Source organism: Paraburkholderia sp. SIMBA_030 (assembly GCF_046535245.1).
Lineage (GTDB): Bacteria > Pseudomonadota > Gammaproteobacteria > Burkholderiales > Burkholderiaceae > Paraburkholderia.
Window position 1 is genome coordinate 39,421 of record NZ_JAWRXB010000022.1, and the last position, 24,812, is coordinate 64,232.

Annotated in this window: 15 protein-coding genes; 11 read left to right on the forward strand and 4 right to left on the reverse strand. The window is 56.4% G+C overall.

All coding sequences use genetic code 11. The annotated features are described in order from the left end of the window. Positions 1-114: 114 nt before the first annotated feature. The 9 genes from SB772_RS31180 (at position 115) to SB772_RS31220 (ending at position 18,352) form a co-directional block, all read left to right on the forward strand. Positions 115-1,458, forward strand: coding sequence for an MFS transporter (locus SB772_RS31180; protein ID WP_410837003.1), 1,344 nt, complete (start codon positions 115-117; stop codon positions 1,456-1,458). A gap of 531 nt (positions 1,459-1,989) precedes the next feature. Continuing rightward, positions 1,990-3,753, forward strand: a complete 1,764-nt coding sequence (locus SB772_RS31185) for an FAD-dependent oxidoreductase (protein ID WP_410837004.1) — start codon at positions 1,990-1,992, stop codon at positions 3,751-3,753. Between the two features lie 268 nt (positions 3,754-4,021). Next, a complete protein-coding gene (locus SB772_RS31190; RefSeq protein ID WP_410837005.1) occupies positions 4,022-5,890 on the forward strand; it encodes a CocE/NonD family hydrolase in 1,869 nt (622 codons plus the stop codon). 1,094 nt (positions 5,891-6,984) lie between these two features. Continuing rightward, on the forward strand, positions 6,985-9,267 hold the full coding sequence (locus SB772_RS31195; protein ID WP_410837006.1) for a hypothetical protein: 2,283 nt from the start codon (positions 6,985-6,987) through the stop codon (positions 9,265-9,267). Between the two features lie 289 nt (positions 9,268-9,556). Further along, positions 9,557-10,720, forward strand: coding sequence for an AVAST type 1 anti-phage system MBL fold metallo-hydrolase Avs1a (gene avs1a / locus SB772_RS31200; protein WP_410837007.1), 1,164 nt, complete (start codon positions 9,557-9,559; stop codon positions 10,718-10,720). Continuing rightward, a complete protein-coding gene (gene avs1b / locus SB772_RS31205; RefSeq protein WP_410837008.1) occupies positions 10,713-16,544 on the forward strand; it encodes an AVAST type 1 anti-phage system protease Avs1b in 5,832 nt (1,943 codons plus the stop codon). The genes avs1a and avs1b overlap by 8 nt, the downstream gene beginning before the upstream one ends. A gap of 26 nt (positions 16,545-16,570) precedes the next feature. Then, positions 16,571-16,822 (forward strand): AVAST type 1 anti-phage system protein Avs1c, encoded by a 252-nt coding sequence (gene avs1c / locus SB772_RS31210; protein ID WP_207909690.1) that lies wholly within the window; start codon positions 16,571-16,573, stop codon positions 16,820-16,822. 402 nt (positions 16,823-17,224) lie between these two features. Beyond that, on the forward strand, positions 17,225-18,070 hold the full coding sequence (locus tag SB772_RS31215) for a restriction endonuclease (protein ID WP_410837009.1): 846 nt from the start codon (positions 17,225-17,227) through the stop codon (positions 18,068-18,070). Between the two features lie 63 nt (positions 18,071-18,133). Further along, entirely contained in the window at positions 18,134-18,352 is a 219-nt protein-coding gene (locus tag SB772_RS31220; RefSeq protein WP_410837010.1) for a hypothetical protein, read from the forward strand. Positions 18,353-18,730: 378 nt separating this feature from the next. Here SB772_RS31220 and SB772_RS31225 read toward each other — a convergent pair whose 3' ends face one another. From SB772_RS31225 to SB772_RS31240, 4 genes are all read right to left on the reverse strand, one after another. Beyond that, the gene (locus SB772_RS31225) at positions 18,731-20,647 is read right to left on the reverse strand and encodes an AAA family ATPase (protein ID WP_410837011.1); all 1,917 of its coding nucleotides are present in this window, start codon (positions 20,645-20,647) and stop codon (positions 18,731-18,733) included. A gap of 1 nt (position 20,648) precedes the next feature. Further along, the gene (locus tag SB772_RS31230; RefSeq protein ID WP_410837012.1) at positions 20,649-21,089 is read right to left on the reverse strand and encodes a hypothetical protein; all 441 of its coding nucleotides are present in this window, start codon (positions 21,087-21,089) and stop codon (positions 20,649-20,651) included. After that, on the reverse strand, positions 21,089-22,021 hold the full coding sequence (locus tag SB772_RS31235) for a hypothetical protein (protein ID WP_410837013.1): 933 nt from the start codon (positions 22,019-22,021) through the stop codon (positions 21,089-21,091). Before SB772_RS31235 ends, SB772_RS31230 begins: the two co-directional genes overlap by 1 nt. Before the next feature lie 549 nt (positions 22,022-22,570). Next, on the reverse strand, positions 22,571-22,969 hold the full coding sequence (locus SB772_RS31240; protein WP_410837014.1) for a hypothetical protein: 399 nt from the start codon (positions 22,967-22,969) through the stop codon (positions 22,571-22,573). 443 nt (positions 22,970-23,412) lie between these two features. Here SB772_RS31240 and SB772_RS31245 point away from each other — a divergent pair, with 443 nt between their 5' ends. Together SB772_RS31245 and SB772_RS31250 are read left to right on the forward strand one after the other, a co-directional pair. Continuing rightward, positions 23,413-24,096, forward strand: coding sequence for a hypothetical protein (locus SB772_RS31245; protein ID WP_410837015.1), 684 nt, complete (start codon positions 23,413-23,415; stop codon positions 24,094-24,096). Positions 24,097-24,313: 217 nt separating this feature from the next. Continuing rightward, the gene (locus SB772_RS31250) at positions 24,314-24,484 is read left to right on the forward strand and encodes an HNH endonuclease (RefSeq protein ID WP_410837016.1); all 171 of its coding nucleotides are present in this window, start codon (positions 24,314-24,316) and stop codon (positions 24,482-24,484) included. Positions 24,485-24,812: the final 328 nt, after the last annotated feature.

The following is a 24,812-nucleotide window of genomic DNA, read 5'->3' on the forward strand; positions in this document are numbered from 1 at the left end:
AGCGTGGACCTGCCAAGGTGCGGTTACCTTCTGAGTGGGTTGGTAGTCCGTCTGAATCAGCGGTGCTTCAGATGGCGGCGACCACAACTGAAAATAACTGCACTGGAGTATCTAATGACAACGCGAAGTTCTGCCCATACAGGCCTGGCCTCGACGAATCCCGTGGCCCTGGAAACGTCGGATGACCGTCTCTTTCGAAAGGTGACCCTGCGCATCATCCCGTTCCTGTTCTTTTGTTATGTCATCGCAATCCTGGACCGGAGCAACGTCGGCTTCGCCCAACTGCAGATGAAACACGACCTTTCGCTTACTGACGCCGCATACAGCCTAGGGGCGGTGTTTTTCTTTATCGGGTACGTTCTGTTCGAGGTGCCCAGCAACATGCTCCTGCATCGGTTCGGCGCCAGAAAGACCTTCGCCCGCATCATGGGGCTCTGGGGGGCAGCCTCAGTCCTTATGGTGTTTGTATCAAGCAGCACTCAGTTTTATGTTTTGCGCTTCCTGCTCGGTGTGTTTGAGGCCGGCTTCTTCCCAGGCATCGTCTTTTACCTAACCTTTTGGTTCCCTGCTCGCCGTCGTGCGGGAGCGCTTTCGGTCTTTTATGCGGGCGTTGCCGTGGCTGGTGTGCTCGGTGGTCTCGTCTCGGGCGGGATTATGCGAGGGATGGACGGAGTCAACGGTATCCACGGCTGGCAGTGGATGTTGGCTATCGAAGGTGCTCCCGCAATCCTGCTTGGCGTAATCGCGTACTTCTTCCTGAAAGACAATCCGGGCGTTGCGTCGTGGCTCAATCCCGGCGAAAAGCGGCGTCTGGCTGAAGTCTTGGGGAACGAAGGAAAGCATGAAGGGCATACGCACTCATTGCTTGCAGCCGTACGCAACCCGTACGTGTATGTGTTCGCATTCGTGTATTTCTGCTTGACCTCTGGCATTCTGCTGCTCCTGTTCTGGATGCCGACGATGATTAGAGAGTTTGGCATTACCGACATCGTTCAGATTAGCTTGTACTCAGCAATTCCCAATGCGATTGGCGCTGTCGGCGTTATCCTGATTGCCCGTCGGTCCGACCGGCGCAACGAACGTAAATGGCACTTCATTGTGTGCGGAGCAGGTGCCGCTGCGGCTCTGGCATTACTGACCTCGCATAGCCTCGGCTTTGCATTGTCGATGGCGCTTTTGACTGCGGCAGCGGTATTCGTGTACGCGGCTCATCCGATTTTCTGGTCCGTCCCTGCCACCTTCTTTCGTGGCCCCAGCGCGGCAGCAAGCATTGCCCTGGTCAGCAGTATCGGTGTGACGAGCGGGACTATCACCCCGTACCTAATCGGCCTTATCAAGACGTACACAGGCAGCATGAACAACGCTTTCTATTTCATCGCCTTACTGCTGGTTCTGGCATGCGTGGCGATGTATTTCGCGCTGGGCTTCGAGCGCACAAGCAATGCGCAGAAGCCGTAGCGTCTGGCAGTAGCTGACGCTACTTCGGGGGCTCAGTCTTCGAGTGCCCGTTTTTTTAGCGTTCGGAATGCAAGAACGGCAAAGAGGTGCCCTGCATGAGACAGGAAGGGCGCCTCAACATCAGAGCCTCCGCAAACCATCAATAAAAGTCGCCTGCAAGATGGCAGACGACTTTCTGGTTGGACTATTTCACTACCAACTGGTTGAAGAGGTACGCAGCAGCGCGGATTGATACGCCACTGAGGCTTACGGGAAAGTCGCTGACGAAAGTCCCTTCCTTTCGCGGCAACAAAGTCATCCGTTCAATCACTTCTCCTCCACCGGTAAGTGGTACGGAATCGGCAACCACGGTTGCTTGCCTTTTGAAAATTTCGCGTACTACCAGAACCCCTCTTCACATCGGAAATTTAACTTAACCAAGTGACATTGCGCATATATAATTTAAGCGTATCATTCATTCATGGCCCGTTGAACTAGGGATGACTATCAGGACGGACCCACGCGTCGCGTCTTTGCACTGGGAGACACTTGATGAAGCAGGAAAGCGAATACAGCTGTGATGTTCTCGTCATCGGTTCGGGGTGCTCAGGAATGTCAGCGGCAATCACCGCAGCTTCAGAAGGGCTGAAGGTGCTCGTCGTCGAAAAGGAACCGAAGTTTGGTGGCTCGACAGCCCGCTCGGGCGGGTGGTTGTGGATTCCGAACACCGCGCTTGCCACGATACAAGGTATTCACGAGGCGCAGGATGCAGCCCGTACATATCTTCAACACGAGGCTGGCGACAGCTTTGATGGTGAGCGCGTTGACGCATTCATCAAGAGTGGCCCGGAGGCCGTCGATTTTTTCACGTCAAAAACGGCTGTGCGTTTCGACATGCCCCTCGTGTTTCCTGATTACCACGCTGAGGCGCCGGGGGGCACGCAAGGCGGCCGTTCAATGGTGACGCGGCCGTTCGACGGTCGCGAGTTAGGCGCAACAATCAAGGACCTTGCTCCGGCCCTACCTGAGCTGACCGTCTTCGGAATGATGCTCGGGTCGGGCAAAGAGATTGTGCACTTCATGCGCGTGACGAAGTCCATCAAGTCGGCCTGGTATGTGACGAAGCGTCTGTCGCGTCATTTTGCTGACGTACTCAAACAAGGTCGTGGCATGACACTGACAAACGGCAATGCACTGGCGGGCCGGCTTGCAAAGTCGTTGTTCGACCTGAACGTGCCGCTTTGGCTCAATACAAAAGCGATGAACCTCATTACTGAAAACGGTCGCGTCACAGGCGCTGTGCTTGACCGCGCGGGCTCGAAAATTAAGGTGACGGCCCAGAAAGCAGTCGTCCTCGCGAGCGGTGGTTTTCCGTACGATATTGAGCGTCGGAAGCGGCTGTTCCCGCATGCCCCAGCCGGTACGGAACATTTCTCACCGTCCCCGACCGGCAATACGGGAGACGGCTTGCGTATGGCTGAAGCAGTTGGCGGAAGCGTTGCGACAACATTGCCAAACGCTGCCGCCTGGGTGCCCGTCTCAACGCTCACGAGAAAGGACGGAACCACGGGCATCATGCCTCACTTCATCGACCGGGCGAAGCCGGGTGTCATCTCGGTGCTGCGAGACGGTCGCCGCTTCACGAATGAAGGCAACTCGTACCATGATTTCGTGCAGGCGTTGGTGCAGGCAACGCCGCCGGGTGAAGAGATTTCGGCCCATCTCATCTGTGACCATAAAACGCTGAGAAAGTATGGTCTCGGAAGCGCCGCGCCGTTCCCGATGCCCATCGGCCGATACCTTCGCATCGGCTATCTGACGAGAGCGTCGACGGTCGATGAACTGGCCGGAAAGATTGGTGTCAACGCGTTGAACCTCAAGGAGACGGTACGGGGTTACAACGCCGAGGCAGTTCTTGGTCGAGACCCGCTGTTCGGCAAGGGCAGCAAGGCTTACAACCGTTACCAGGGCGATGCGCTTCACTCGCCAAACCCGTGTGTCGCACCGATTGAGAAGGGCCCCTTCTACGCGCTGAAAATTCGCATCGGAGACATTGGGACGTTCGCGGGTCTGAAGGCAGACTCCTCGTGCCGCGTGCTCGATTCCAGCGGTTCGCCGATTCAGGGCCTCTTCGCAGTTGGTAACGACGCATGCAGCATCATGGGAGGCAACTATCCCGGGGCCGGCATTACGCTGGGGCCGGCGTTGACTTTTGGCTACATCGCCGGGAAGGCAATCGCGTCAGCCTCTGCGTTCCAAAACGAGAGCGCGGCGATTGAAGCTCCGGCAACCAAATTCGCAGTGGTGTCCCACTAACGATACGGAGGAACTCCGACGTGCGTATCAGAGGTCGGATTGAAGACGATGGAACATGCGAAAACATTCCTCTCCGGCATCACCGCTTTCTTGGTCGAGGAGCATCGAATCATCTGACGTTGTCGCAATTGAGGCGGCGCCCGCCTAGCGACGGCGCGGAATGAGGTTAAACGTGGCGCTGGCATAAGTGGATTACGTTTTGTAAATACAGTTAGGAATGCAGAGTTAAGTTTATCTAACAATTGGCGAAACACCGATGGAGGTCGTTATGAAGCGTTCAAATCGTGCAGGGCTGCTTGCAGCCGTGGCAATTCTGTTATCCGGTGTGGCAGCTCCTGCGCTTGCGTCCACGCCTTTTCCGGGCGGAGTCTGGAGCCCGGGCAATCCGACTTACGGGACTGCACTAGACAAAAGCGTGCCGGTCACCATGAGCGACGGAACAGTGCTTATGGTGGATGTGTCCTACCCCACCGACTTGCGTACCGGTGCTCGGGCGAAGGGTCCGTTCCCTGTCATCCTCACTCAAACGCCATACCTCACGAACCCGTCCACGGCTGGTGATTACTTCGTTCAGCGGGGCTATATCTATGTGACAGCGTCGGTCAGGGGGACTCGAAACTCAGGCGGCGAATTTTCCTTCTTCGGCAGCGACGGGAAGGATGGTGCCGAGATAGTCCAATGGGCCGCCACCAAGCTGCAGGACTCTAACGGCAAGATTGCTCTGCAAGGCGGTTCTTGGTCAGGACTGAACCAATACACGACGGCGCTGGCAGCCGGAAGAAATTCACCAATCAAGGCTCTAGCGCCTTTTTGTGCGGGGGCAGAGTTTTACCGTGAGACGTATTTCGCGGGCGGCATCCCTACACAAACGGGCCAGTTCCCACTAGGTTTCGGTCCGGCGGTTGGTAACAATCATGGCGCGACCGCATACGGCCAGGCCATGGTCAACGAAATCAACGCGGGTGGTCCCAGGGCTTATGACAGGGATTTTTGGAAGGTGCGCTCTCCCGGCACGTTCGCTCGTCAACTCGCAGACCTCGACATTCCGACGCTGATTTGGAGCACGCACCAGGACATTTACGCTGAGAGCTCTATGTCCATGTACGCATATTTGCAGAACGCGAGAAGCGGCCAGTACGTGTACGGGCCTATGCGTCCGAATCAGGATGTCACCGGCCGCTATCAGGTGATTATCAGCCAGGGCGGTCACTGCCAATTTGAGGAGCAGACGACTGGGCAGAACATTGCAAACAACATCACGTTGGAATGGTTCGACACCTGGCTTAAAGGGAAGAAGACGGGGATGGCCGAAACTAAGCAGCCGGTCCACGTCCACGAGTTGATTTCCAACAACTGGATTAGCACCTCGGCTTATCCCGTTGCACCTGTTTACAAGCAATACTTCTTGACGCCACGGGGAGCGCTGTCAAAGAAGCCTTCGAGTCAATCGGCGGAAGTTAATCTACTTTGGGCGCAGCCAGGCGCCGGGAGCACTGCCCAATTTGATGGGCCGGTCCTGAAGAAGGGAGCGACGCTTGCCGGCCCGATGAGCGCGTCATTCTACGCCTCGTCGACCACGCCGAATCTGGAACTTATTGCGACGGTGCAGCTTGTGGGTGCCGATGGGACCGTCACGCCACTTTCCAGCGGCACCGTCCTCGGGAGCCTCTCGAAGAATGACCCAAATCGGTCTTGGCTTGATAAAAACGGAGTGCCGGTAAAGCCCTATGGCGAGTACTTCGCTGACCACTATGTGCCGGCAGGCAGCGTTCGACGGTACGACTTTGTCATCTCGCCAAAGTTTGCTTCCATCCCCGCAGGAAGCAAGGTCCGCCTCATAGTCAGCACCCAGACTCCCTCGCAGCAATCGAATGGAATCTCATCTTCGCCGCCGCCCAACTCGCAATGCTCGCCGGTACTGGGCACCGATGCATGCTTCCCGACGCACCCTCAGGTGGTGTCATTGACAGGAAGTACCGTGTCGCTCTATGTCGGCTCAAGCCTTCCGTCGTCTCTGAATCTCCCCTTGCTGAAAGCTGGCTGCTTTAAATCTGAAGGCAATACCAGCCTGCCTTATTGGAACTCCGATTCGGCGAAGAAGGAAGGCCCCGTGTGCCAGGAGGCAGACGACGACTGAGTGTGATTCGATGCGGTAAGTAGTTCGCCCCGTCCTCAGGGACGGGGCGTTTCGCGAGGGTCGGAAATTTCCGATTACAGGTTGCCCCAATGCCGTAACTCCCATAGTGCTTTCAGTCGAGATGGCACGCGAGCAAATCGATTACGCGGCGCATATTCGGACAGCGCGCTTCCTTCGATACAGGTAAGCGGCATCAAGGCGAAAGCGGCGGAGACTCGACCGACACACTGACGAAGGTCTATTTTTGATTTCATTGTCACTCGCTGTCCGCAACGGGTTGTCCAACGACCTTAGCTCCGGGTTCAAGCCTTGAATATCGGGCGTCGGATGGTCTCGTTACGCTCGGTACCAGACCAGTGCCGTCGCCAGATACGGCGAAGGCTGGTTGCATCTCGACTCCAAGGACCTAGCGTCACTCTTCGCCATCCCGCATGACCGGCAGCGCGGCCGAGCTGCGAGCGTCGTCTCGCGGCGCAACCTCGTAACGCTCTTGTTTCACCTGCCTACGTTTGAGCATACTCTCTAGCGTACATCTCTTGTTTTTTGTGAATGCCCCTTGGTGGAGTTGAGCCTCGCCTTATCCTGAGCGAAGCCTTCAGACACGTTCCAAGCATCGTGAGATGCCCCTCGGAGCCAGCGTCGCCCGTCAGCCGTTCGCCTCAGGGCGCTAACTTCGCCACCCTGTCCGGTATCTCAAGGCTATCCCACAGTACCGGCTGTCCCGCGACCGCTGCCGTTGATGTCCGACCAGTCGCGCGGCTGCACCGCAGAACGGGCAGCAGTATGTATACCGCGCAACAGGGGTGATGATTTCGCATAGGACGCGCTGCGCGCAGAAATCTGCCAGCGCGCAAGGGAAATTTGCCTGCGAAAAAATTCAGCGGACCGGCGGTGAGCACCGGGAGGGGATTTGACGGAATTTAAATAGGGACTTAACTGGCCGCCTACGGAAACTCGGGCCCTGACTGAAAGGGGGCGCCGTCAATCGGTTTTCGCGCGCCAACCTGCGACGCTATTTGCGTCGTAACATATGAAGTTTGAAAGCAGAAATAGACAGATTCGAATCGAATCAGATTGAGAGAATACGGGGACAGATGACAGCCATTCAGAAACCAAAACGTGCACTGCTGGCCTACTGTGCACTCGCTCACCGGCTCCAGAACAAGCGAGATGCCGGTTTGATGGAAGCGTTGATGCCGTTCTTCGCTCCCGTTTGCAGAGACTTGGCGGGAAGGATGTTCGACGCAGCGCAATTCTCGAATGAGGTTGAGCAGCGGTACGGTCTTCGCATCCCGCGACTTGCGATTCTTGGCCTTGCCGAGCAACTCGAGCGGGACGGCCTGCTTGAAAGCGTCTTGGGCAGCGCTCAAAGGCCTGTTTACAAATACGCAGCAGCGCAACGATTCGAAGACGAAGACGTCCCGTCAGTAACCGAAGACGAGATTGACTGGGTGCTGAATGACTTCGTGAGAACCTGCCGTGAAGACGAAATCTTCGCGGGCCTTGACGACTTGGCATTGCACGAAGGTTTTCTCGACCGCTTGCTTCACACGGACTCCATGCGCCTTCTGTCGCGCAAGGAGTCCGGCACGACGACCAAGCGGACTAACACGACGCTCACGCTCAAAGCTACTCGTCCCGATAGCGCCGAGCATCGGGAGTTGCGCCTCGACTTTCATGTCGCGCAATTTCTGCTCGACCTGAGAAATGAACACCCGGACCGTTTCCTTCGCGTATCCGACATTGCGTTTGCGAACATGGCGGCGGAAGCGCTTGCCTGCTTCAGTGAGCCATCAGCTGGTGCACCCGACTCGTTGGAAGGTTTCTCGGTGTACCTCGACTCGCCCCTGCTTCTTGACATACTCGGCGTCAACTCCGAATACGAAGAATACGGAAAAGAGCTGTTGGAACTGATTAAGGCCTCGAAGGCTTCGCCAGTTGTCTTTGATGATGCAGTAGCCGAGGCAGAGTCGGTTGTCTCTGCGAGACTCGCAGTTGCCCGGTCCGGCCAGAGTCAAGCAACCGGTCCTTGGGCAGTCGTTGCACCCCATATCTTGGGCGCCTTGAGCAATCAGGTAAGCGCTGCGGCCGAGAAGCGAGGCATTGCGACGATGGCCGACCCCAAGTTCGATTTGACACGCCGCTCGCGCGACGCTGTAGGCAGCATCCAAAGCGAGATGAATCGCCAGATGACCGGGTGGCGCAACGACGAAGCTCGAGTCCACGACGAGCGCTCCGTCATGGCGATGCTGCGAATTCGAAATACAAAGACATTGCAGACGAAGATTCGCGATGGTCAAGCAATCTTCGTGGCGCGTAACACGCTCCTTGTACGAATTGCCAATGACGCATGGCGCACTTGGTTGAGCGAAGGGGTCCAGCACAGCCACAGCACCGCCGAGCGATGGGCGCCGATTGCAATGTCTGACAAGCAGCTTGCCGGCTATCTGTGGTTGCGCAACAGTGGTGCCGGCAATGGCACGATGTCGCGCGCTCGACTGCTCGCCCACTGCTCTGCGGCAATTCGACCGCGCGATGACGTGAAGAGACGCGCCTATAACCTTGTTCTGGAGTTAGAAGGCAAGGATGCCGCCGATGCGGTCGCAGCTTTGATGGAAGACCGAGATGGGGAGCGAGCGCTCATCCGTGCGACTCGCGCGGACCCCGAAGATGTCACGCCGGAAAGACTCCCCTTCATCGTCGAGCAAGTTAAGCTTGGCGCCGGGGAATTCGCGGCAGAGCGTGCGCGACAGGAAAGTCGCGTACAGGCCGAAGCAAAGCAGGCCGAACACGAGGCCGAAGTCGCGCGCGTTCGCCAAGCTGCAACGGAGGAAAAACTTAAGGCCGACGCGCAATCCGAGCAGCTTGCACAATCGCTCGCCGAGCAGACTCTTCAGCGAGTCCACACGGAGCAGCTGCTGCAGATAGAGCGACGCGAACGGGCAGAGGAAAAGCGTCGAAAGCAGCTGGCAGATGAGGCAAAGTTCTCTCAAGCTTTCGACATCGCCACCGGGCTCTTTCGGAGGTTGCGTGTCGAGATTTCTATACTGTACGGCGCAGCCCTGTTCATCATTTTGGGGTGGAATCCGACCTCCGTTCAAATCTCGTTTGTTGTCGCGCTAACCATGCTCGGCTTTTGGTTTATTCCTAATCTGGTGTTGGATAAGCTTTTGTATTCTCATGTCATATCGCACTTCAAAAGCGAACTAACGCGGCGTGAAGTGGGACACATGTTGCCCGAGAGCGAAAGGCCCGAATTCCACAATCGCTCGTGGGCCGCTACCTGGTTTGCCGCTGCGGCCGCAGCCGCCGAAGCCGCAGTGACATCAGCGAGCGAATCGACTGTCCCGGATGCCATGAACGTAACCACGCAATAGTCGGGGCATCTAGCTCGAAATGTGGGCGAATATGCTATTCGGCTCAAATCTGGGCGGACTATCGAGTGTAGCGAGAGCCGAACGCTGAAATTTGAGAAGCACCTATTGAGAGTTTTTTGAGTAATACGTCTCGATAATTTGCATCAATTTCTTTATGCTGGCGTGCTATTCCGGTTCCGGCAATAGCGAGAATCTTTGGGAGTGAGCACAGCTGGGCATGCACACTCGGATAAGTACATTTGACGTAAAAGCAACCACCTGTTCGCCCACTTACATGTTTGGACTGAAGATGTACCCCGCCAAGAACGGCGACGCCTTTCTTGTTGATGCCGGAGGGACGTACCTTCTCATTGATGCCGGCTTCGCGACTACCTACCAAGACTTCATTGCGGCAGACTTAGCGCAGCTTGCAAAGAGGGGAGCTCGACTCAACCTGGTTGTCTGCACGCATATCGACGCTGACCACATCGGCGGCCTTCTGGAGTTCTTCTCCCAAAACGGCACTCCTGCCAAACGAGGCATTGAGGTGGACGCAGTCTGGCACAACAGCCTACGGTCGTTGCCTGCTCCGACCGCAGGGCCCGACAGCATCTATGACGGCGTAGTCCTTGAAGCGATTCGGCGGCGTGGATTTCCGAGACCTCCGACATCCTCGCCGAATCCCATAAGCGCTCGACAAGGAAGTTCGCTTGCCAGCCTCCTTCGACAGCATAGCTATACCTGGAACTCGGGGAACGGCTCGAAGTGCATCAGTGAGGGGTACATGCATACTTTGCCGGGTGATGTGAGCCTCCACGTCATTGGGCCTACGACAGCCCGTCTCGAAGACCTGCGAAGCCTGTGGCTGAGTGAGGTCAAAAAACTTGGCTACAAGGGTTCATCTCAGCCCAGCGACCTCATTGACGACGCATATGAGATGTGGTGCGCCAGCATGCCAGACCGTTCCAATCCTCAGGCCACACCCATAGCAGCCAGCGGAAATCTTCGTCTCGCAGAAGTCTATACGCCAGACACCTCCATCCCGAACGGCAGCTCCATCACGTTCATCGTCTCTGCGGGAAACAAGCGAGTTCTCTTCCTCGGAGATGCCTGGGCTGAAGATGTCGTAGCGAAGCTGCGGTCATTTCACACGCCAACTACGCCTCTCATCTTTGATGCTATTAAGGTTTCGCATCACGGGAGCCTCCACAACACGAGCGTAGACCTGCTCTCGGTTGCGGACTCGCCCCGCTTTCTCATCTCATCCGACGGAACTCGCCATGGCCATCCGGACTTTGAGGTGCTAGCCGAAATCGTGGACAGACCGGCTCCATTCACAAGGCACCTGTTTTTTAACTACGAGACCGCTGCGACAAAGCGGCTTGAGTTACATACATCGAGGTCCGGCACTGCCTTCAGTGTCCATGTGGCTAAGAACGATTGGATTCAACTGGGGAAGGTCAACAATGACTGAAGACGAAATCAAGCAGGCCACATGCCTAGTCGCGGGTAAGAACGAATCCGGAACCGGATGGCTTATCAAGGCGGACCTCGTCCTCACGGCGTATCACTGCGTCGAAACCGCAATACGTGATGGCGCACCGGTGACTGTTCGGTTTGGAATTGGGTCATCCGCCATTGAACTCACGGTGGCTATAGGCCAACACGACGAAGACCTCGATATTTGCCTGCTGCATTTGGCTACGCCGCTCAGCGTCGAACCCATACCCATTAATGTTGATGGCCTGCGTCCTGGCGAAAAGTGGTTCGCATTCGGCTACCCGGCAGCAAAACTACTGCTGGGCCATGTCGTCAGGGGAGAGATACAACAAGTGCTGCCCGAGCGAGTACATGGCGTCGACTTGGACCTGTCGATAGAGCCAGGAACGCATTTATCGCATTACCACGGGTTCTCCGGCGCCCCATTCATGGTCGGCGCCGCCTGCAAAGGACTGCTGCGACTCAACGTAGACAGTGCCATCGGGGGCCTAAGCTTCTCCATTCTAAAGCCCTTCTTGCGAGCAAATGGCCTGCTGCCTGACGAGCCAACTAACAACGACGAACCTGTACCAATCGGAACGCGGCCGGCCTTTAACACACTTTTCGAATCCGCCATTTCCACCAAGCGCGGTGGCTACGTCTTCATCGAGGGCTCGCACGGTGTCGGTAAGTCTACGTATTGCCAACAATTCAGCCCGGAGTTACCAGAGCTGGATAAGCTCGGCGTTTACCAATTTACTGAGCGTGTCCGTGGCTCAACGCCGGCACACCAAGCCCAACCAGAGGTTTTCTTCGACTGGGCAAATTCTCTACTTTCTGAAAGGGCCACGGGCAAGCCAGCCAGGCTAATGGAACTGTCGTACAGCCAGCTCATTCAGAGTACCAATGAGGTACTTCAGTCTTTGGCGAACCGTTGTGCAAAGGTGGGGAAAGTGGGCGTGCTCTTCATCGATGGCATCAATGAGGCTGCCGCTGCAGGCGAAGAAACGCTAAAGCGCTTTATCAATCTGCTACCACAAGAAGTGCCTGACGGCTTGGTGGTCGCCATCACTGGCGTCGGACTAGATTCAATTGCCAGCAGCCTTGGAACACTCCTTCAGAGTGCGGAGCGCTTGACCCTGCCCACCCTCGACCGCGACATCCAATACGGGGTATGCCTAGGATTCCTTGACAAGGAAAAATCCACGACCGAAATCGTTGGCACTCTTTGCGACAGGGCGATGGGACACCCGCTATACCTTCGGTACTTAGCCGACCTGGTGAACAGCGGGGCCACGCAGAGTGACATTGCTGAGCTGCCAGTTTTCAGCGGCTCCATTCAAGATTACTATGAGACCATCTGGGCGAAACTGGTGCAAAACGCGGATGTCGTCAACTTGCTTGGAATCCTTGCTCGCCTACGTTGGGGTATCCCGACCAGCAACCTGACAAGCATGTTGACCGCTGCCGAATCGGGTGTCTTCCCGTCCACACTCCTCCGTGTTCGGCATCTGCTCGCCAATCCCGAGAACACTGAGATTTACCACCCCTCATTTTCAGAATTTGTCGTTCACAAGACAGCATCTATCGACGAATGGGTGCACGAGCGTCTTGCAGGCTTTTGCAGCTCGAGAGGAAGCGGCGACTATGGAATTCTTAACAAGCTTTACCACGGGCTGAGAGGCGGTCCAGAATCCCTGCAGCTGGCCATTCCCAACTGTCAGCAGGCGTGGGTTGACGACTCCGTGTTACTTGGCGCGGAACCAGACGTCTTGCTCGCGGACATTGATGAGGCCCTCAGTGCCGCTACCAGTGTCGGGAGTGCAATCGACATCATTCGGCTGCTGCTACTTTCCCAGCGCCTTACCTTTCGGTACAACACACTCTTTGTGCAGTCGGCCGAACTCGTCGCGTTGGCGCTCATCTCAATAGGAAAAACTGACGACGCGCTTAGGCATGTCGTTCGCAACGGCCGCCTTGTTGTCTCGGCAGATGAGGCTTTCGCAGTAGCAAACGCTTTAACCCAGAAAGGAAGCTCCGAACAAGCCTTAGAAGTCTTGGAGCTTGTTCAGCGCGAGATAAATAAAGTGTTTGAAAAAATGGGTTCCGAGAACGGTGTCGGTACCCAAGAATTCCTCAGTGCGGTGAATCATCGACTGCATGCTTATTCACTCGCACACGCCGCTGGCGACGCCCCATCATTCACGAGATTCATTCGTGCCGTTACTGAAGGCTTTTTGTTTCGCCCCAATGGAAACTTCTCGCGAGAGGAAGGGAGCGAAATACTTAGGCAGCTAACCGGCGAGATAACAGGGGCTCGGCTTTGCTTGCAGGGCGGGTATCGACCTTTCTTAAGCCTAGGCGTCCCTGTCGACGTTGAATTGCGTCATCAACTGCTCCTTTTTCTGCAGTCGCTGGCGCATGCCGAAATGTACTCAGAGCATTATGGAATAGTGCTTGAGCGCGAGATGGTCGACCTCTTGCTCGCCGACATCGAAAGAGCTATTGACGCGCCTCTACTCCCTGAGGACCGACAATTCTTTTTTATAGATGCTTTGATTGAGGCTGGAGCCCGCCCCGGTATCGTCGAGACATACTCCGTGGGCGTAGATATGGGCGACGGAACGCTGCCCTTCTATGAGAAGAATCGAGCAGAGCCTGACGAAGCCATCTTCGAGAGTGCGATGCTACGCCTCCGCGCTTCCTCGTTCCGTCAGGACGGATATGCCACGCCTTCGGTGCATATGCCGACCAAGAATGATTGGGAGAAGGCTCTCGAGGCCATCGCACGAGCAGTTGCATGGTGTGACGGCAAGGGCCGGAGGGCCATGGCGATAAAAGACCAATCCGGGCTAGATGCCGTATGGTCGTTTCTAGCCGATGCCCTTCTTCCTTGCTTTGCGTTCAACCTTGAATCCCGTATTCACTGGGAGTCAAGCTACTTCATTCCCGAGACCGTGGTTCCGCAACTGTACCGGCGCGTTGCAAAGCTGGTGCTTGACTGTTTTCCGACGAAAGCAGCGGTCTTGCTCGACGCAATTGAGGGCAGTTTCGAAGTACAGCTTGGCATCTACAACGAAGGATTCCGGCAGGGGCTCCACGAGGTGCTGCGCCTCTTCATCGAGCGCCGTCCCGAAGGGGTAGTCGCGGACAAGGTCTTCTCACTCGTCTTGCGCTACAGGGATTACGTCTCAGCGAACGTTGAGAATAGGTTCGAACTGGTGCCAGAGCTTCTGCAAATTGTCCCGCTGTTCGCCATGCTGGACGCCCATGAGGAGGCTCTCCGAACCTATAAGTCGATGTTGTCGTTCTCGATGGGACCGAGCTGGTACAAGGAAGACCAGTTATCCATGATGACCAGCACCTTGGAGGCGCTACCGGCTACGACGCCCGTCGATGCTTCGTCGCTAGCCCAAATCGCTGGCCTCTTGGAGAGAGCGACGGGCGAGATGACATTTCAAAGATTTATTCGCGCCGACAAGGGAAATTTCATCGGCCAGCTCTGCCATAGGTCGTTTTTCTCGGATGCAGTCCGATACTTCCAACATCAGACCTGTGGCACTCTCAGCGAGTTGTTCGCACAAGCAACGAGTGGCAACCTCGACCGCGTCTCAACCCTTGTTGGTATGCGGTTTCCAGGAGCAGCGTTGGAGGAGCAGGCTGCCCTGCTTCCGCTGTTGCGCCACAGTCGTGAACAGGCGAGCTGGCAGCTACGTTGGGCACTCCTCGAGGTGTATCAACATGGCGACGAACGGCACCTGACCGACTGGGGGCAAGAGTACGCTGCCATCATCTCGCAACTGGTTGATTGTCCTGACGACTTGGAGCGAGCAAAGGACCGGGTCCGCTCGATTGCAAATTCGTTGAATAATGAGCGCGCATGGCTACTATTGAGGAGTTTCGTTCTAAGTCTGCCGTCCAACCTTCAGCCGGACTTTGTGCGTCTCCGGGATGATGTGATGTCTAACCTGGACGCAAGCCAGATTGAACGGCTGACATCGAGTTTCGGTCTTAGCTATGAGCAAGATGAAGCGGATAAGACACCGACGCCTGAATCTGACACCAATGCGCCGACCGATGACGTGGCCGAAGCGGATGCCGAGGATGACCGCTTTTTCATGCCCGGTACCTTTGGAAAACGTTCGACAGTAAGAGACGCCCGTGCTCAAATTGATAGCGCACGTACACTGATAAACCGACGCAACTTCTCGGCGGCGACGCAAGAGTGCATACGGGCACTACAAACGTTGCAGGCAGGAGCATGGTCGGTCTGGTCAAACAACCATTCCGGCAGCGACGCCGACCGGCTCATCGACGCTCAAGTCCAGAACGCAGATGAGCTCGCCAGACTGTATGGCCCCCTGGCTCTCGAAGAGCGCCATACGCAACGGTGGGCGGTTTCATCCCACCTCATATCGCTGGTCGGCAAGAAGATTGACGCAGCCCAGCAGACGGCACTCTTGGCGGTAGCCGTTGACCACGTCAGGCAAATCGTGGGTGACGCCTCCCCGGCGCCGTTCGCATACATCGGTAGCTCTGCGGCGGGCGGCGCATCTGAGGCACTGCTCGAACTCTTGCTTTGGACTTTAGACCATCCTGCTTGGGAACGCCGTGATAGCGGCGCGGCAATGGTGCTGTGGGTTGCCCGTACGGACGGAGAGTGGCTCTCAAAACTCGCCCGTCTTGCTGTCTCGATGGACAGGCGAAATAGGGCAGATATTGCCTCTGCTACCTTGGACATCCTCTCCCGTGAAGACCCGGCGGGGTTGTGGCTGCGCATCGAGCCCTACATCGAGCTTGCACATGTTATCGAGGAGTGTCGGCATGTTAGCCGGTTCACAACGTTCATGCGAATCGTTGAGCGCGCGAGCAAACGTGGTGTCGATTCGGCCGTGACGGCTTTTAAGACGCTGCAGGAGCGATTCCCCGAGGACTGCCCCGTCTCCACTCCTGCCGCCGATAAGAGACCGCCTAATTTTGTCCCGCTGACGCTGCACAACCTCTGGCGCGACTTGTCCCAACTCGGTCTTCTTACCGAAGGCAGCCTACGAACTTTCGCAGCTCAGATGGTTGATTCATGTCAGCCGTTGACGGTCGAATTGGCCTTTGAGTTGGAGTCGCTCGTCGCGAAGGGTGGGCGAGAAGACTCGAGTCTTCCAACCGGCCGTTGGGCTTCAATCGTTCGCTATGCGCTGAATACCGCACTCTTTCAGCCCATGCCCGCCAGCAAGCTCGGAAATGCTGAGGTCGTGCTCAGAGTTTATAACCCAGAAACGCTTCGGGAGCCCGAGAACGGACGAGACCTGCTGGCAAGCCTCGTCGCGTGCGTGGAAAGTGGCAGCGAACGAAATTACGTGCCATCGCATGGGAACTTGGTCTTCCTCGATTTTCAATGCCTCATGGAGATTGAGCACCGTACCACTGACGTAGAGCTTACATCGCATCTTGTGCCTCCCGGCCAGTCCCAGCCAGCACCGCCTACGCCGCCTAGCTTCAAGGCAACGGAGCTGCCACGACCCGGCCCCGATGAACCCATCGCTATTTGTGGCAGAGCCTTGCCGACCATTGCGTACTTCGGTTCCGTTAGTCCAGCCATTCCAACACCTCGATTTCTGCAGCTTGTTCGCGCTCAGGCGTCGAAAACCGTCCGATACCATTGGAGAGATGGAGGTACTGTGACGAGCCTAGCGTCAAGTCGTCGACATGAGAACACGCTACTTGCGATTGAGCGGGATGCACTTGCATTGCCTGAAGGCTGGCAAATGCGGTGGATTCTACGAGTCAATGGTAAAGTCCGAGCAGTCCTTCACAAACTATAGAGAGTAATGACAGTATGTATACGTCTATGCAAACGCCCTCTACTAGAGCCGAGTTTGAAGAGCGGATGAACTATGCGCGGGAACAAGTGATAAACGGGAAAATGCATTTCGCTAAGGGACTCCGAGGCCCCGATAGTTTGCTCAGTGTGCGCTACCTTCCAAATGGTCGAATCGACCTTCTCAGTATCGACGAGCTGGCGCGCCTGACCGCAAACCAAACCTATCAGATGCGCAACATGGACTTTGGCGGTTCATTCTTGGATGACAAGGGACGGTAATCTCATCAGCCGTCGTTCGACCTCGATTTATAGCTGGTTCCAAACTGTCCTGCGCCCTGGTTGCGGCTTAGCAGCTCTATATCAGGGCTGCGGGCAGCAGTGACATCCATTGGTCAGGAAACGAAATCTAACCACCAGCAAATAGCACGTCGACGTGTGTGCAAGCAGTAGTCCATTAAACACGTCTACGCGCAGGCAGCTACACAAATTTGGCCCTGTCGCCGGCAAAGGCGGATACACCGCGATGCCCAGCTCGCGTTCGGGCATGCTTTCTTCGATTGCCACGATTGGACTCGATAAGAACGGCGGCCTGCGCTGCACGCGCGAACACGCCGGTATGATTACCGAACGCGCAGAGACCATATGCAACGTATGAAGACGCCGAATATCCGAACCTTCGACATGAAACTCGTCGATGACCTGTTCGAAATGAATGGCGGGTATGTGCTCAATTTCTCCGACCGAACCATGGGCATCTTCTTTCTGGAAGAGCTCAACGTCGACATTGACGACCCCGTTTACCATGAGAACGGCACATCCAAAGCAAAGCGGCTCCGGTGCTTTCTAAACAAGGTCGACTTGGCAACGGCCATTACAACGCTCAAGGCGCTGTGGAAATATCGCGAAGCCGTTCGGCAATCGGAGGGCCGGGATGAGTGGGTCACCAACGCGGAAGGACAGTTCCTCTCCCTGATTAACCGTCTCGAGGGTAAGCCCGAGGGCACCGCTAGTTCGAATCCGCCGCCCAAGCCGGCGCTCGATACTCGCCGGATTCTGGCGCTCAAGACCAAGCTTATCGAGCTGTCGTCATTACCTCCGCATCCTCGCGGTTACGCGTTTGAAACATGGCTCAAGGAAGCATTCGACTGCTTCGGTCTCGAAGCAAGGGAGCCGTTTCGCCATCGCGGCGAGCAGATAGACGGCAGCTTCGTGCTGCAAGGCGAAACCTATCTCGTCGAGGCGAAGTGGCAGTCCGCCCAGACTCCTGCGGCCGATTTGCACGCTTTTCACGGGAAGCTGGAGCAGAAAGCGGTATGGGCCCGCGGTCTGTTCGTGAGCAATAGCGGATTCACTCCGGACGGGTTAGCCGCCTTCGGCCGGGCAAAGCGCGTCATCTGTATGGATGGACTCGACCTTTTCGATGCGCTGGAGCGACAGATTCCCTTGAACCATGTGCTCGAACGGAAGGTCCGACGTGCCGCAGAGTCGGGACTTCCCTTCGAGCGCGTACGTGACCTTTTTGCCTGAGCGCTACCTCGAACGAGCAGCGCGCCGAACAGGTCGACGCAACATGAAAGGAACAAGAACACGATGCAGCAGGCTACCTATAAAGGTTACGTGATATGGGGTCACGCCATTGAGCAGCAGGAAGAAGTTCTCGCGCCCGAGCGGTACGCCGCGAGCGGGACGATTACGCGGGACCGCAAATTCGTAGAGGCCTCTGGAGTTCTCGGCGTCTTTGATACCGAGGAAGAAGCGCAGGACGTCGGATTATCGTGGGCGCGCGCGTGGGTCGACTCCCATGGATAGCGCTGGGCAGCTTGCATGCCGCAAGTGCCAGTAGAGGCTTCCCGTAATGACAGGAACTGCGGATGCACTTCACTATCACGCTTGCTAAGGTCGACGATAAAGTCGATAGACATCGTGAGCGGCTCTCACTATCGCGCGTCGGCCTGAAGCCGGCATGCAAGGTTGCGTCATCGCCCGTCAGCGCCTCTCTGAGGAATTCTGTCGCGCCGGCCGTCTCCGGCGCCGCCACTCTATATGGCTACATTGCACCGTTGTGTCGCATCGGTCCAATGAACTTATCGGGCAACTCGATAAGGTGAAAGTGGCTCCCTTCAGTCACGCGGTCGAAAACAGCGACGCTTTCATCGAATGATGCTGCAAGGATGCTCTGCAGCTGTTTCAGCTCATAAGGTTCACGAGCGCCTTTTGGCTCGTCTCGCTCATCGAATGCTGGCCCGGCTCATCGAACATCAACATACTTGGGTGATTGCCCGCGTAGTCCCGTGTCGCCGATGTTTGATATACCGCGAGCAGGAATGCCCAGATAAGCCTGACAAAGTCACTTGCAGATGATTCGGATTTCACGTTGCGCTTCAAAACTTCGCGCAGCGTGATGTCACCCAATGCCGGAAGCAAGGTCCCCGCATTGATTTGGACCTCCGGAATGTCGGCGCTCGTGTAGTTGAACGCCGACGCGTTTGCGCGAAAGTTCTTTTCGAGAACTGAAATCTTGACGCGGTCTCGCTTGCTGTACAGGTCGCTCGGAAACTTCTTCTGTTCCTCCTCGGCGCCGACGAGTTTGTCTACAAGACCTTCCGCACGCTCAAGGAAGGTCGATAGACGGGACTCCGCACTCTGCAGCGAGCGAATGTCTTGCTCCAGATTTATCTGCTTCCTGACGTCAGCCTCAAGTGTTGCATCCGACTGCGAGATGTTTTTCCTAAGATTTATGACGTAGGCTCGCTGCTGCGCCATCTCGCTCTCCAACGCTGCGATGTGGCCAGCAGATTGCTCGCCCATATTCTCCAAACCGGCAATCTGCCCTTTGAGCATGCGCAGCTGGGCTTCGAGGTAATCGATGTTGTGCTGCAGGTCCATCGGTGTCACGCCGTCAGTGTGAGGCAACAGTGTGTTCTCGATGTTGGCGCCACAAGTTGGGCACTTTCCTTCGGCCGATTTAAGCTGAAGACTAGCGCCCAAGTCGTGCAGCTTTTGGGTCGTCTTGTTCTTGCGAAGGTCGGACTCCGCCTGTTGGAGGAGCTGTCGAAACTCGACCAGGTCGCTCTGTCGCAGTCGAGCTTCACTCGACAAGGTCTCATAGCGCGCCATGAGCATGTCCAGCTTGACGGTCTGCTCATTCAACAGGTCGATAACATCCGGGGTCGCCGAGGCCGGGCCGATTTTGCGGCGGCGCTCGATTGCATGCCACTGCTCCGTCTTATTCGAAACAGCCTGCGATACAGCGACGTTCTCCGATTCGATTCTCACCCAAAGAGTCGCGTGGCCGGGCTCGAACGACCTGTGGAGGGTTTTGGGAATACCCTGAGCTGATACACCCACCACGCGCAGCGCGGCCTGAAGCTCAGCAAGATTGTCCGTCCATCGAGCCTGCAGTTGATTGAGGAGCTGCTCGTTGAGCGCCCGTTCCTCTTCGAGCTTGAAGTTGTCGAGGCCCAAGAGGTACTGAACAACTCGAGTGGGAGCACCCAAGATTTGATAGAACGGGATATTCGCTATGTAGTCGGTCCAGCCGCGTTTCTGTTCGATGAACAGCGCGGCGGCAACGACTTGCGGATAAAGCCGGGTGAGGCCGCCAACAGAAGATTGCACGCGCGGTAGCTGCATGCCAAGAAAGGTCTCGAGGTAGCGCAGAAACCCGCGCTCGTACTGCGCGGCCCCCGGGTCGTGCAGGAAGAGCGGCGTGGGCTCACCGACAGCATCGTCGGGCTTGGTGACCAATCCCCGGTCAAATGCTTCGACGAGTTTGGTTTGCTTACTTTCGTTCCGGATAGGCCTCCGGAAAGTGACGACCTTCCCTGAGTCGTTTTCGACTTCCACCAAGACGGCAGATTGGCTTATGACTCTCGTCTTGCCGTCGAACTGGAAGCTGTCGCGCACGGCTGATGTCAGGGCGCGCTCACCCTTAACGCCGACCAGCTCTTCAAAACCGAGGCCGTACATCAAAGTGTTCACCAGGGTACTTTTCCCTGATGAGTTACGACCTTTGATGATGTTGAGCCCTGGCTTGAAGGGTGTACGAAAGCCGAAGGTCTCACCATCACTGATGATTCGAATTTCAATTCCACGGATGAGCATACTAGACCCATTTCTCCACGATACTGTCGACCATTTTCTCGGTAATAGACGTCTTGAGACCACGCAGGAAGGCAGCGTCATCGTCGTACAGATGCTCCTCCAAAGCTCGCTGGCAGAATGAGCTGCCCTTGTCCGTCAGCACCACTGTTTTGGCGGTCGCCTCGATGAGCCCATCTGCCGCGGCCAGGGTCATCGCCGTCTGCACGGTCGGGTCGAGGCCCCAAGCCGGAAAATCAATTTCCTGACTTTTGGCGGCACGAATGAGTTTTTCCCTTCGGGCATTTTCTTTCAAGACCCAATTGAATAACTGCAGCCTGACAAGGCTGGACTTGCGTCCGCGCGACGCGAGCAACAGGACGAGCAGAAGCTGCGTAATCTTGAAGAGCGGTCGATGGTCAGGAAGTACGGATGAGGGGCGAACGTTGAACTCGAGGGTTGCCATTATTGGACCGGCTCCGAGAAGTCGAGCTGGCATACGGCAAGCCAGCGCGCGACGACGAGGTCTGCAAGAGTGCGCGTTTCGCTGAAACCGACAACACCCCCGAGCTCTTTCTCCAGCCGGGCGCCAAGTTCAGCTCTGACCGATTCCACCAGCTGGTTGGGCTCGCCGGTCCAGAAATACTTAAGTTCCTGCATCTCGTCAGCGTAGAGGCCAATGACGCGAATGACTTGTGCAAAGGTCTGAGGCGACGTCCGCTCAATCGTGGCGAGGTGGTGGTCGCAGCGTAAGAATTTGCCTTGGACGAGCTTGTTGAATTCCGACAGCTCGGCTTCAAACGTCGGGCTGGCCTGACGCGATTTGAGGCGCATGCGGTTCTTTCGAGCGATGAGCTTGTCGTACTCCTCGGGAGCTTCGGGCAAGGCAATCGACTTGTCTACCGTCGGGCCAAGCTGCAAAGCAGTCCCCGCGTTCCGCCTACATTGCTCGAACTCGCTGGAGTAGTAGTCGGCGTCCAGAAGCGAGATGTTGAAGTCTTCGGTGAGGATGGTGAGCTCCCATTTGCGGGCATCCTTTTCCTTCTTCCGGGCGTGCTTGTGGAGCTCGTTGTCGTTTATCGTTGGCGTCACAAACAGCCAGTTGCGAATCCTGGTGGAGCCGATGCGCTCGGCTATCTGTTGCGCATAAGATTTAAGCTTGCCAACGTCGCGCGTAATCTTGTCGCGGATGTTGTCGTAGAGCTCTTCCTGCGTGTAGTGCCGTTCCGGACAGTAGCATTGGAACGCGAGACCGTCCGTCGTCCAACCTTCGATTCCAAAGTCGCCAGGCGAAGCTGGCATGTGCTGATATGACGGTCCGTATTTCAATTTGAACGCCGACTGGCACAAGCGCTCCCAGCTCGTGCCATCGAAAGTCCCGAAATCGGTTTGTATCACGAAGCCCCCAATCTACATGTATCGTCCAGATACGACTTTCCTCGTGCGGTCTACGTGACCGTGGAACCCGGCATATTGATGACGTTCTACGAGAACCCCGATTCTGTTCACTCATCGCACTCTGGCGCAGGCAGGTCTGACCTTTCGGGCGATTATGTGTGCGCTTAGTCGAAAAATCTACCTGTTAGTGCAATTTGCTTCGGTGGCATTCGCGCAGCCGCAACAATAGCAAGGGTGCCGCGTGCTCACTGCCGGTGCTCCGCGCCAACATGAAATGCATTTTGGTCAGTTTGTCGGACTGCCTGTTTCCCCCTGCTGTGTGCTTGTTCCCGAAAGCACGGGCCAGAGCGGCGGCGCTGACTGAAGATTTCTGACTCGCTGCTCATGTTTAGAACGCGCTCCCTCAACGTTTGAAGTGCAGTTTCTCCATGCTGATGCACCTGCGCGGGTGGGAGTCCCCTGCGCTCTCGAACTGCGGCCGCAAGCCTCCACGCCTGCTCGCCGAGCCGCGCGCAGCCGAGAGTTATGTCGTCGCACGTGCCGATGGGGTCACCGAAATCGGCGCTGTTCCGGGATGTAGTGCACAGTTTCACGGTGCGCATTTGGGAATTCACGAAGCTGCGCCACTACGTCTTTTGGCAACCACTTCCACTGGATTTCTGCTGAATACGAGAAAGGGGGAAGGCGCACCGGCTCCAGCGGGTCGTAACTGCTGCGGCGGACCGCTTCTTGTTGAGCCTCGCTGTCGGTGTAAATCATTTGTACGCAGCTTCGCACGTAGCCTTCGAGTTCGTCGACTGCTAACAGAGCAGCCAGGAACGATTCGCGGTCGCGCTCACGCCTGTCTTTGCCTCGCGCGAAAAGGCCGTTGATTATCGCGCCCATCGCTGAGCCAATAACAGCCGATGATGCCGCGATTTTCAACCAGTCGTAGGTATCGAGTGCCATAGCGTCCTATGCGGCTACTGTTTTGTGGCCTGATACACCCTCAAAATTATGAGGTGCAAGGCCGCGCAAGTGGCCGAAATTACCATCGGCAGCGGCTTGGCGCCCATCTATGCTTGTTGCCGACAGTATTGTATCTATGTGATATTCGTCCGCTAGCCGAAGCACAATCGACACTGAGACCACAGCCTATTGGACTGTGGTCGCGAATTCGTTTCGAAATCTGCAGTTCGGCCCCTTTAGGTACCAATATCTCGCTTACTCAACGCATTTCCGCGCGTCCATCCATCGGATGCGGGCGCCAAAATGCACTGCGTATAGCTGCACAGCATAGAACAACATATGCGGAACAGTCACAAAGTGAAATTCGAGCTTTTCGAGAAGTACGAAGCGCAATCCGGGACTACCAAGGTCCCCAAGGCGACCCGCAATCTGCATCCCTTCGCATGCACGGCAACGGCGACCTGGTCGTGTATTACGCGCCGTTCGGGTGGGTGAACCCCACGGCGAAGCTCGTTCTCGTGGATGCCACGCCTTGGAAGGCGCAGGCCGACATTGCATTGACCGAGGCGAACCGTGCACTGTTTGAGGGTGCTCCCGTGGGCGAGGTGCTACGTCGCGCCAATCTCGCGGCCGCCTTTGCCGGGGTGACGCGCCAGCGCGTCGTTGCGCTCCTCGACCATATTGGCGTGCATCAGTGGTTGGGTCTGAGCTCGAGTGCAGACCTGTTCGGCGACGCGGGCGACTTGTTGCAGGTGTCCTCCGTGCTTCAGTTTCCCGTGTTCAAAAATGGCGAGAACTTCAGGGCCGGCTGGCATCCCGAGAGAGACCCGTTGCTCCGTTTGCAAATGCGAGACCACTTCGGAAAGATGGCCAAAGCATTGCCAGAAGCGGTCTTCATCCCGGTGGGAGCGGCCGCGTCGAGAGGCGTTGAATGGCTGACCAAAGAAGGATTCTTGACTAAGGAAAGCGTGCTTCACGGCATCCCGCATCCACGCAAGGAGGAACCCAACCGCACGGCATATTTCTTGGGCGAGAAGGACCGCATTGACCTGGATACTGACACCCACCCCGATAAGATTGACGCGGCGCGTGACTACCTGCGGAGCGCAGTGGCGGCACTGAAGTGAGATTGCTCGCAGATTGAGGCGCGTTTCGCTGCGCGCGCGCCTGCAGTCCGGAAGTGACGTGGCGGGCATAGTGGAATGAACTAAATCCTTGAACGTAGAGAGCGTCTCGGCAGCGCAGACAGGCGACCAGAGCAAGTCGTCGTGCTTACCTGCGTGCTCAGGCGGAAACCGGACGTTTTGTGTATGTCCTGCTGCTAGCTGATAGGACGTGCGAAGGATGCGGGCATCGGAACCGTTCCTGCCCGCAGAAGGGACCCGATGCTGCGGAGTGCACCACCGCAGACGTTTGACAGACGGAGGCGAAGATGCTGTCGAGACCGCGATTGCTCTGTGTCCGAACTGTCATCGCCAGCGACATCCCTTCCCCAATCGCACCAGTCTCAATTGACCTATCGACGGGAACGCTCGCCAAGGTCGCCCACCTCGACCGAAGCAAATTTCTTCAAGCAATTTCATAGCCTGCGCAAGCTATTTATATAGCGTTAAATGCGTATATTGCCAACTTTTTAGCTTGAAAATTCGGAACAAAGAAAAATTTGTTGAATAAAAGAATATGTTGGACTAGATTTGACCTGTGTTCAGTGTCGAGAGGCGAGGTGGGGCGAGGATGGATTGTTGACACTGACACGCCGGCACTGAGTCCGGCCTTCGATTCGTACCAACTTCAAGAAATTTCTTGCGATGCTCGAGTCCGCAAAGCATCGCCGCGCATCTGC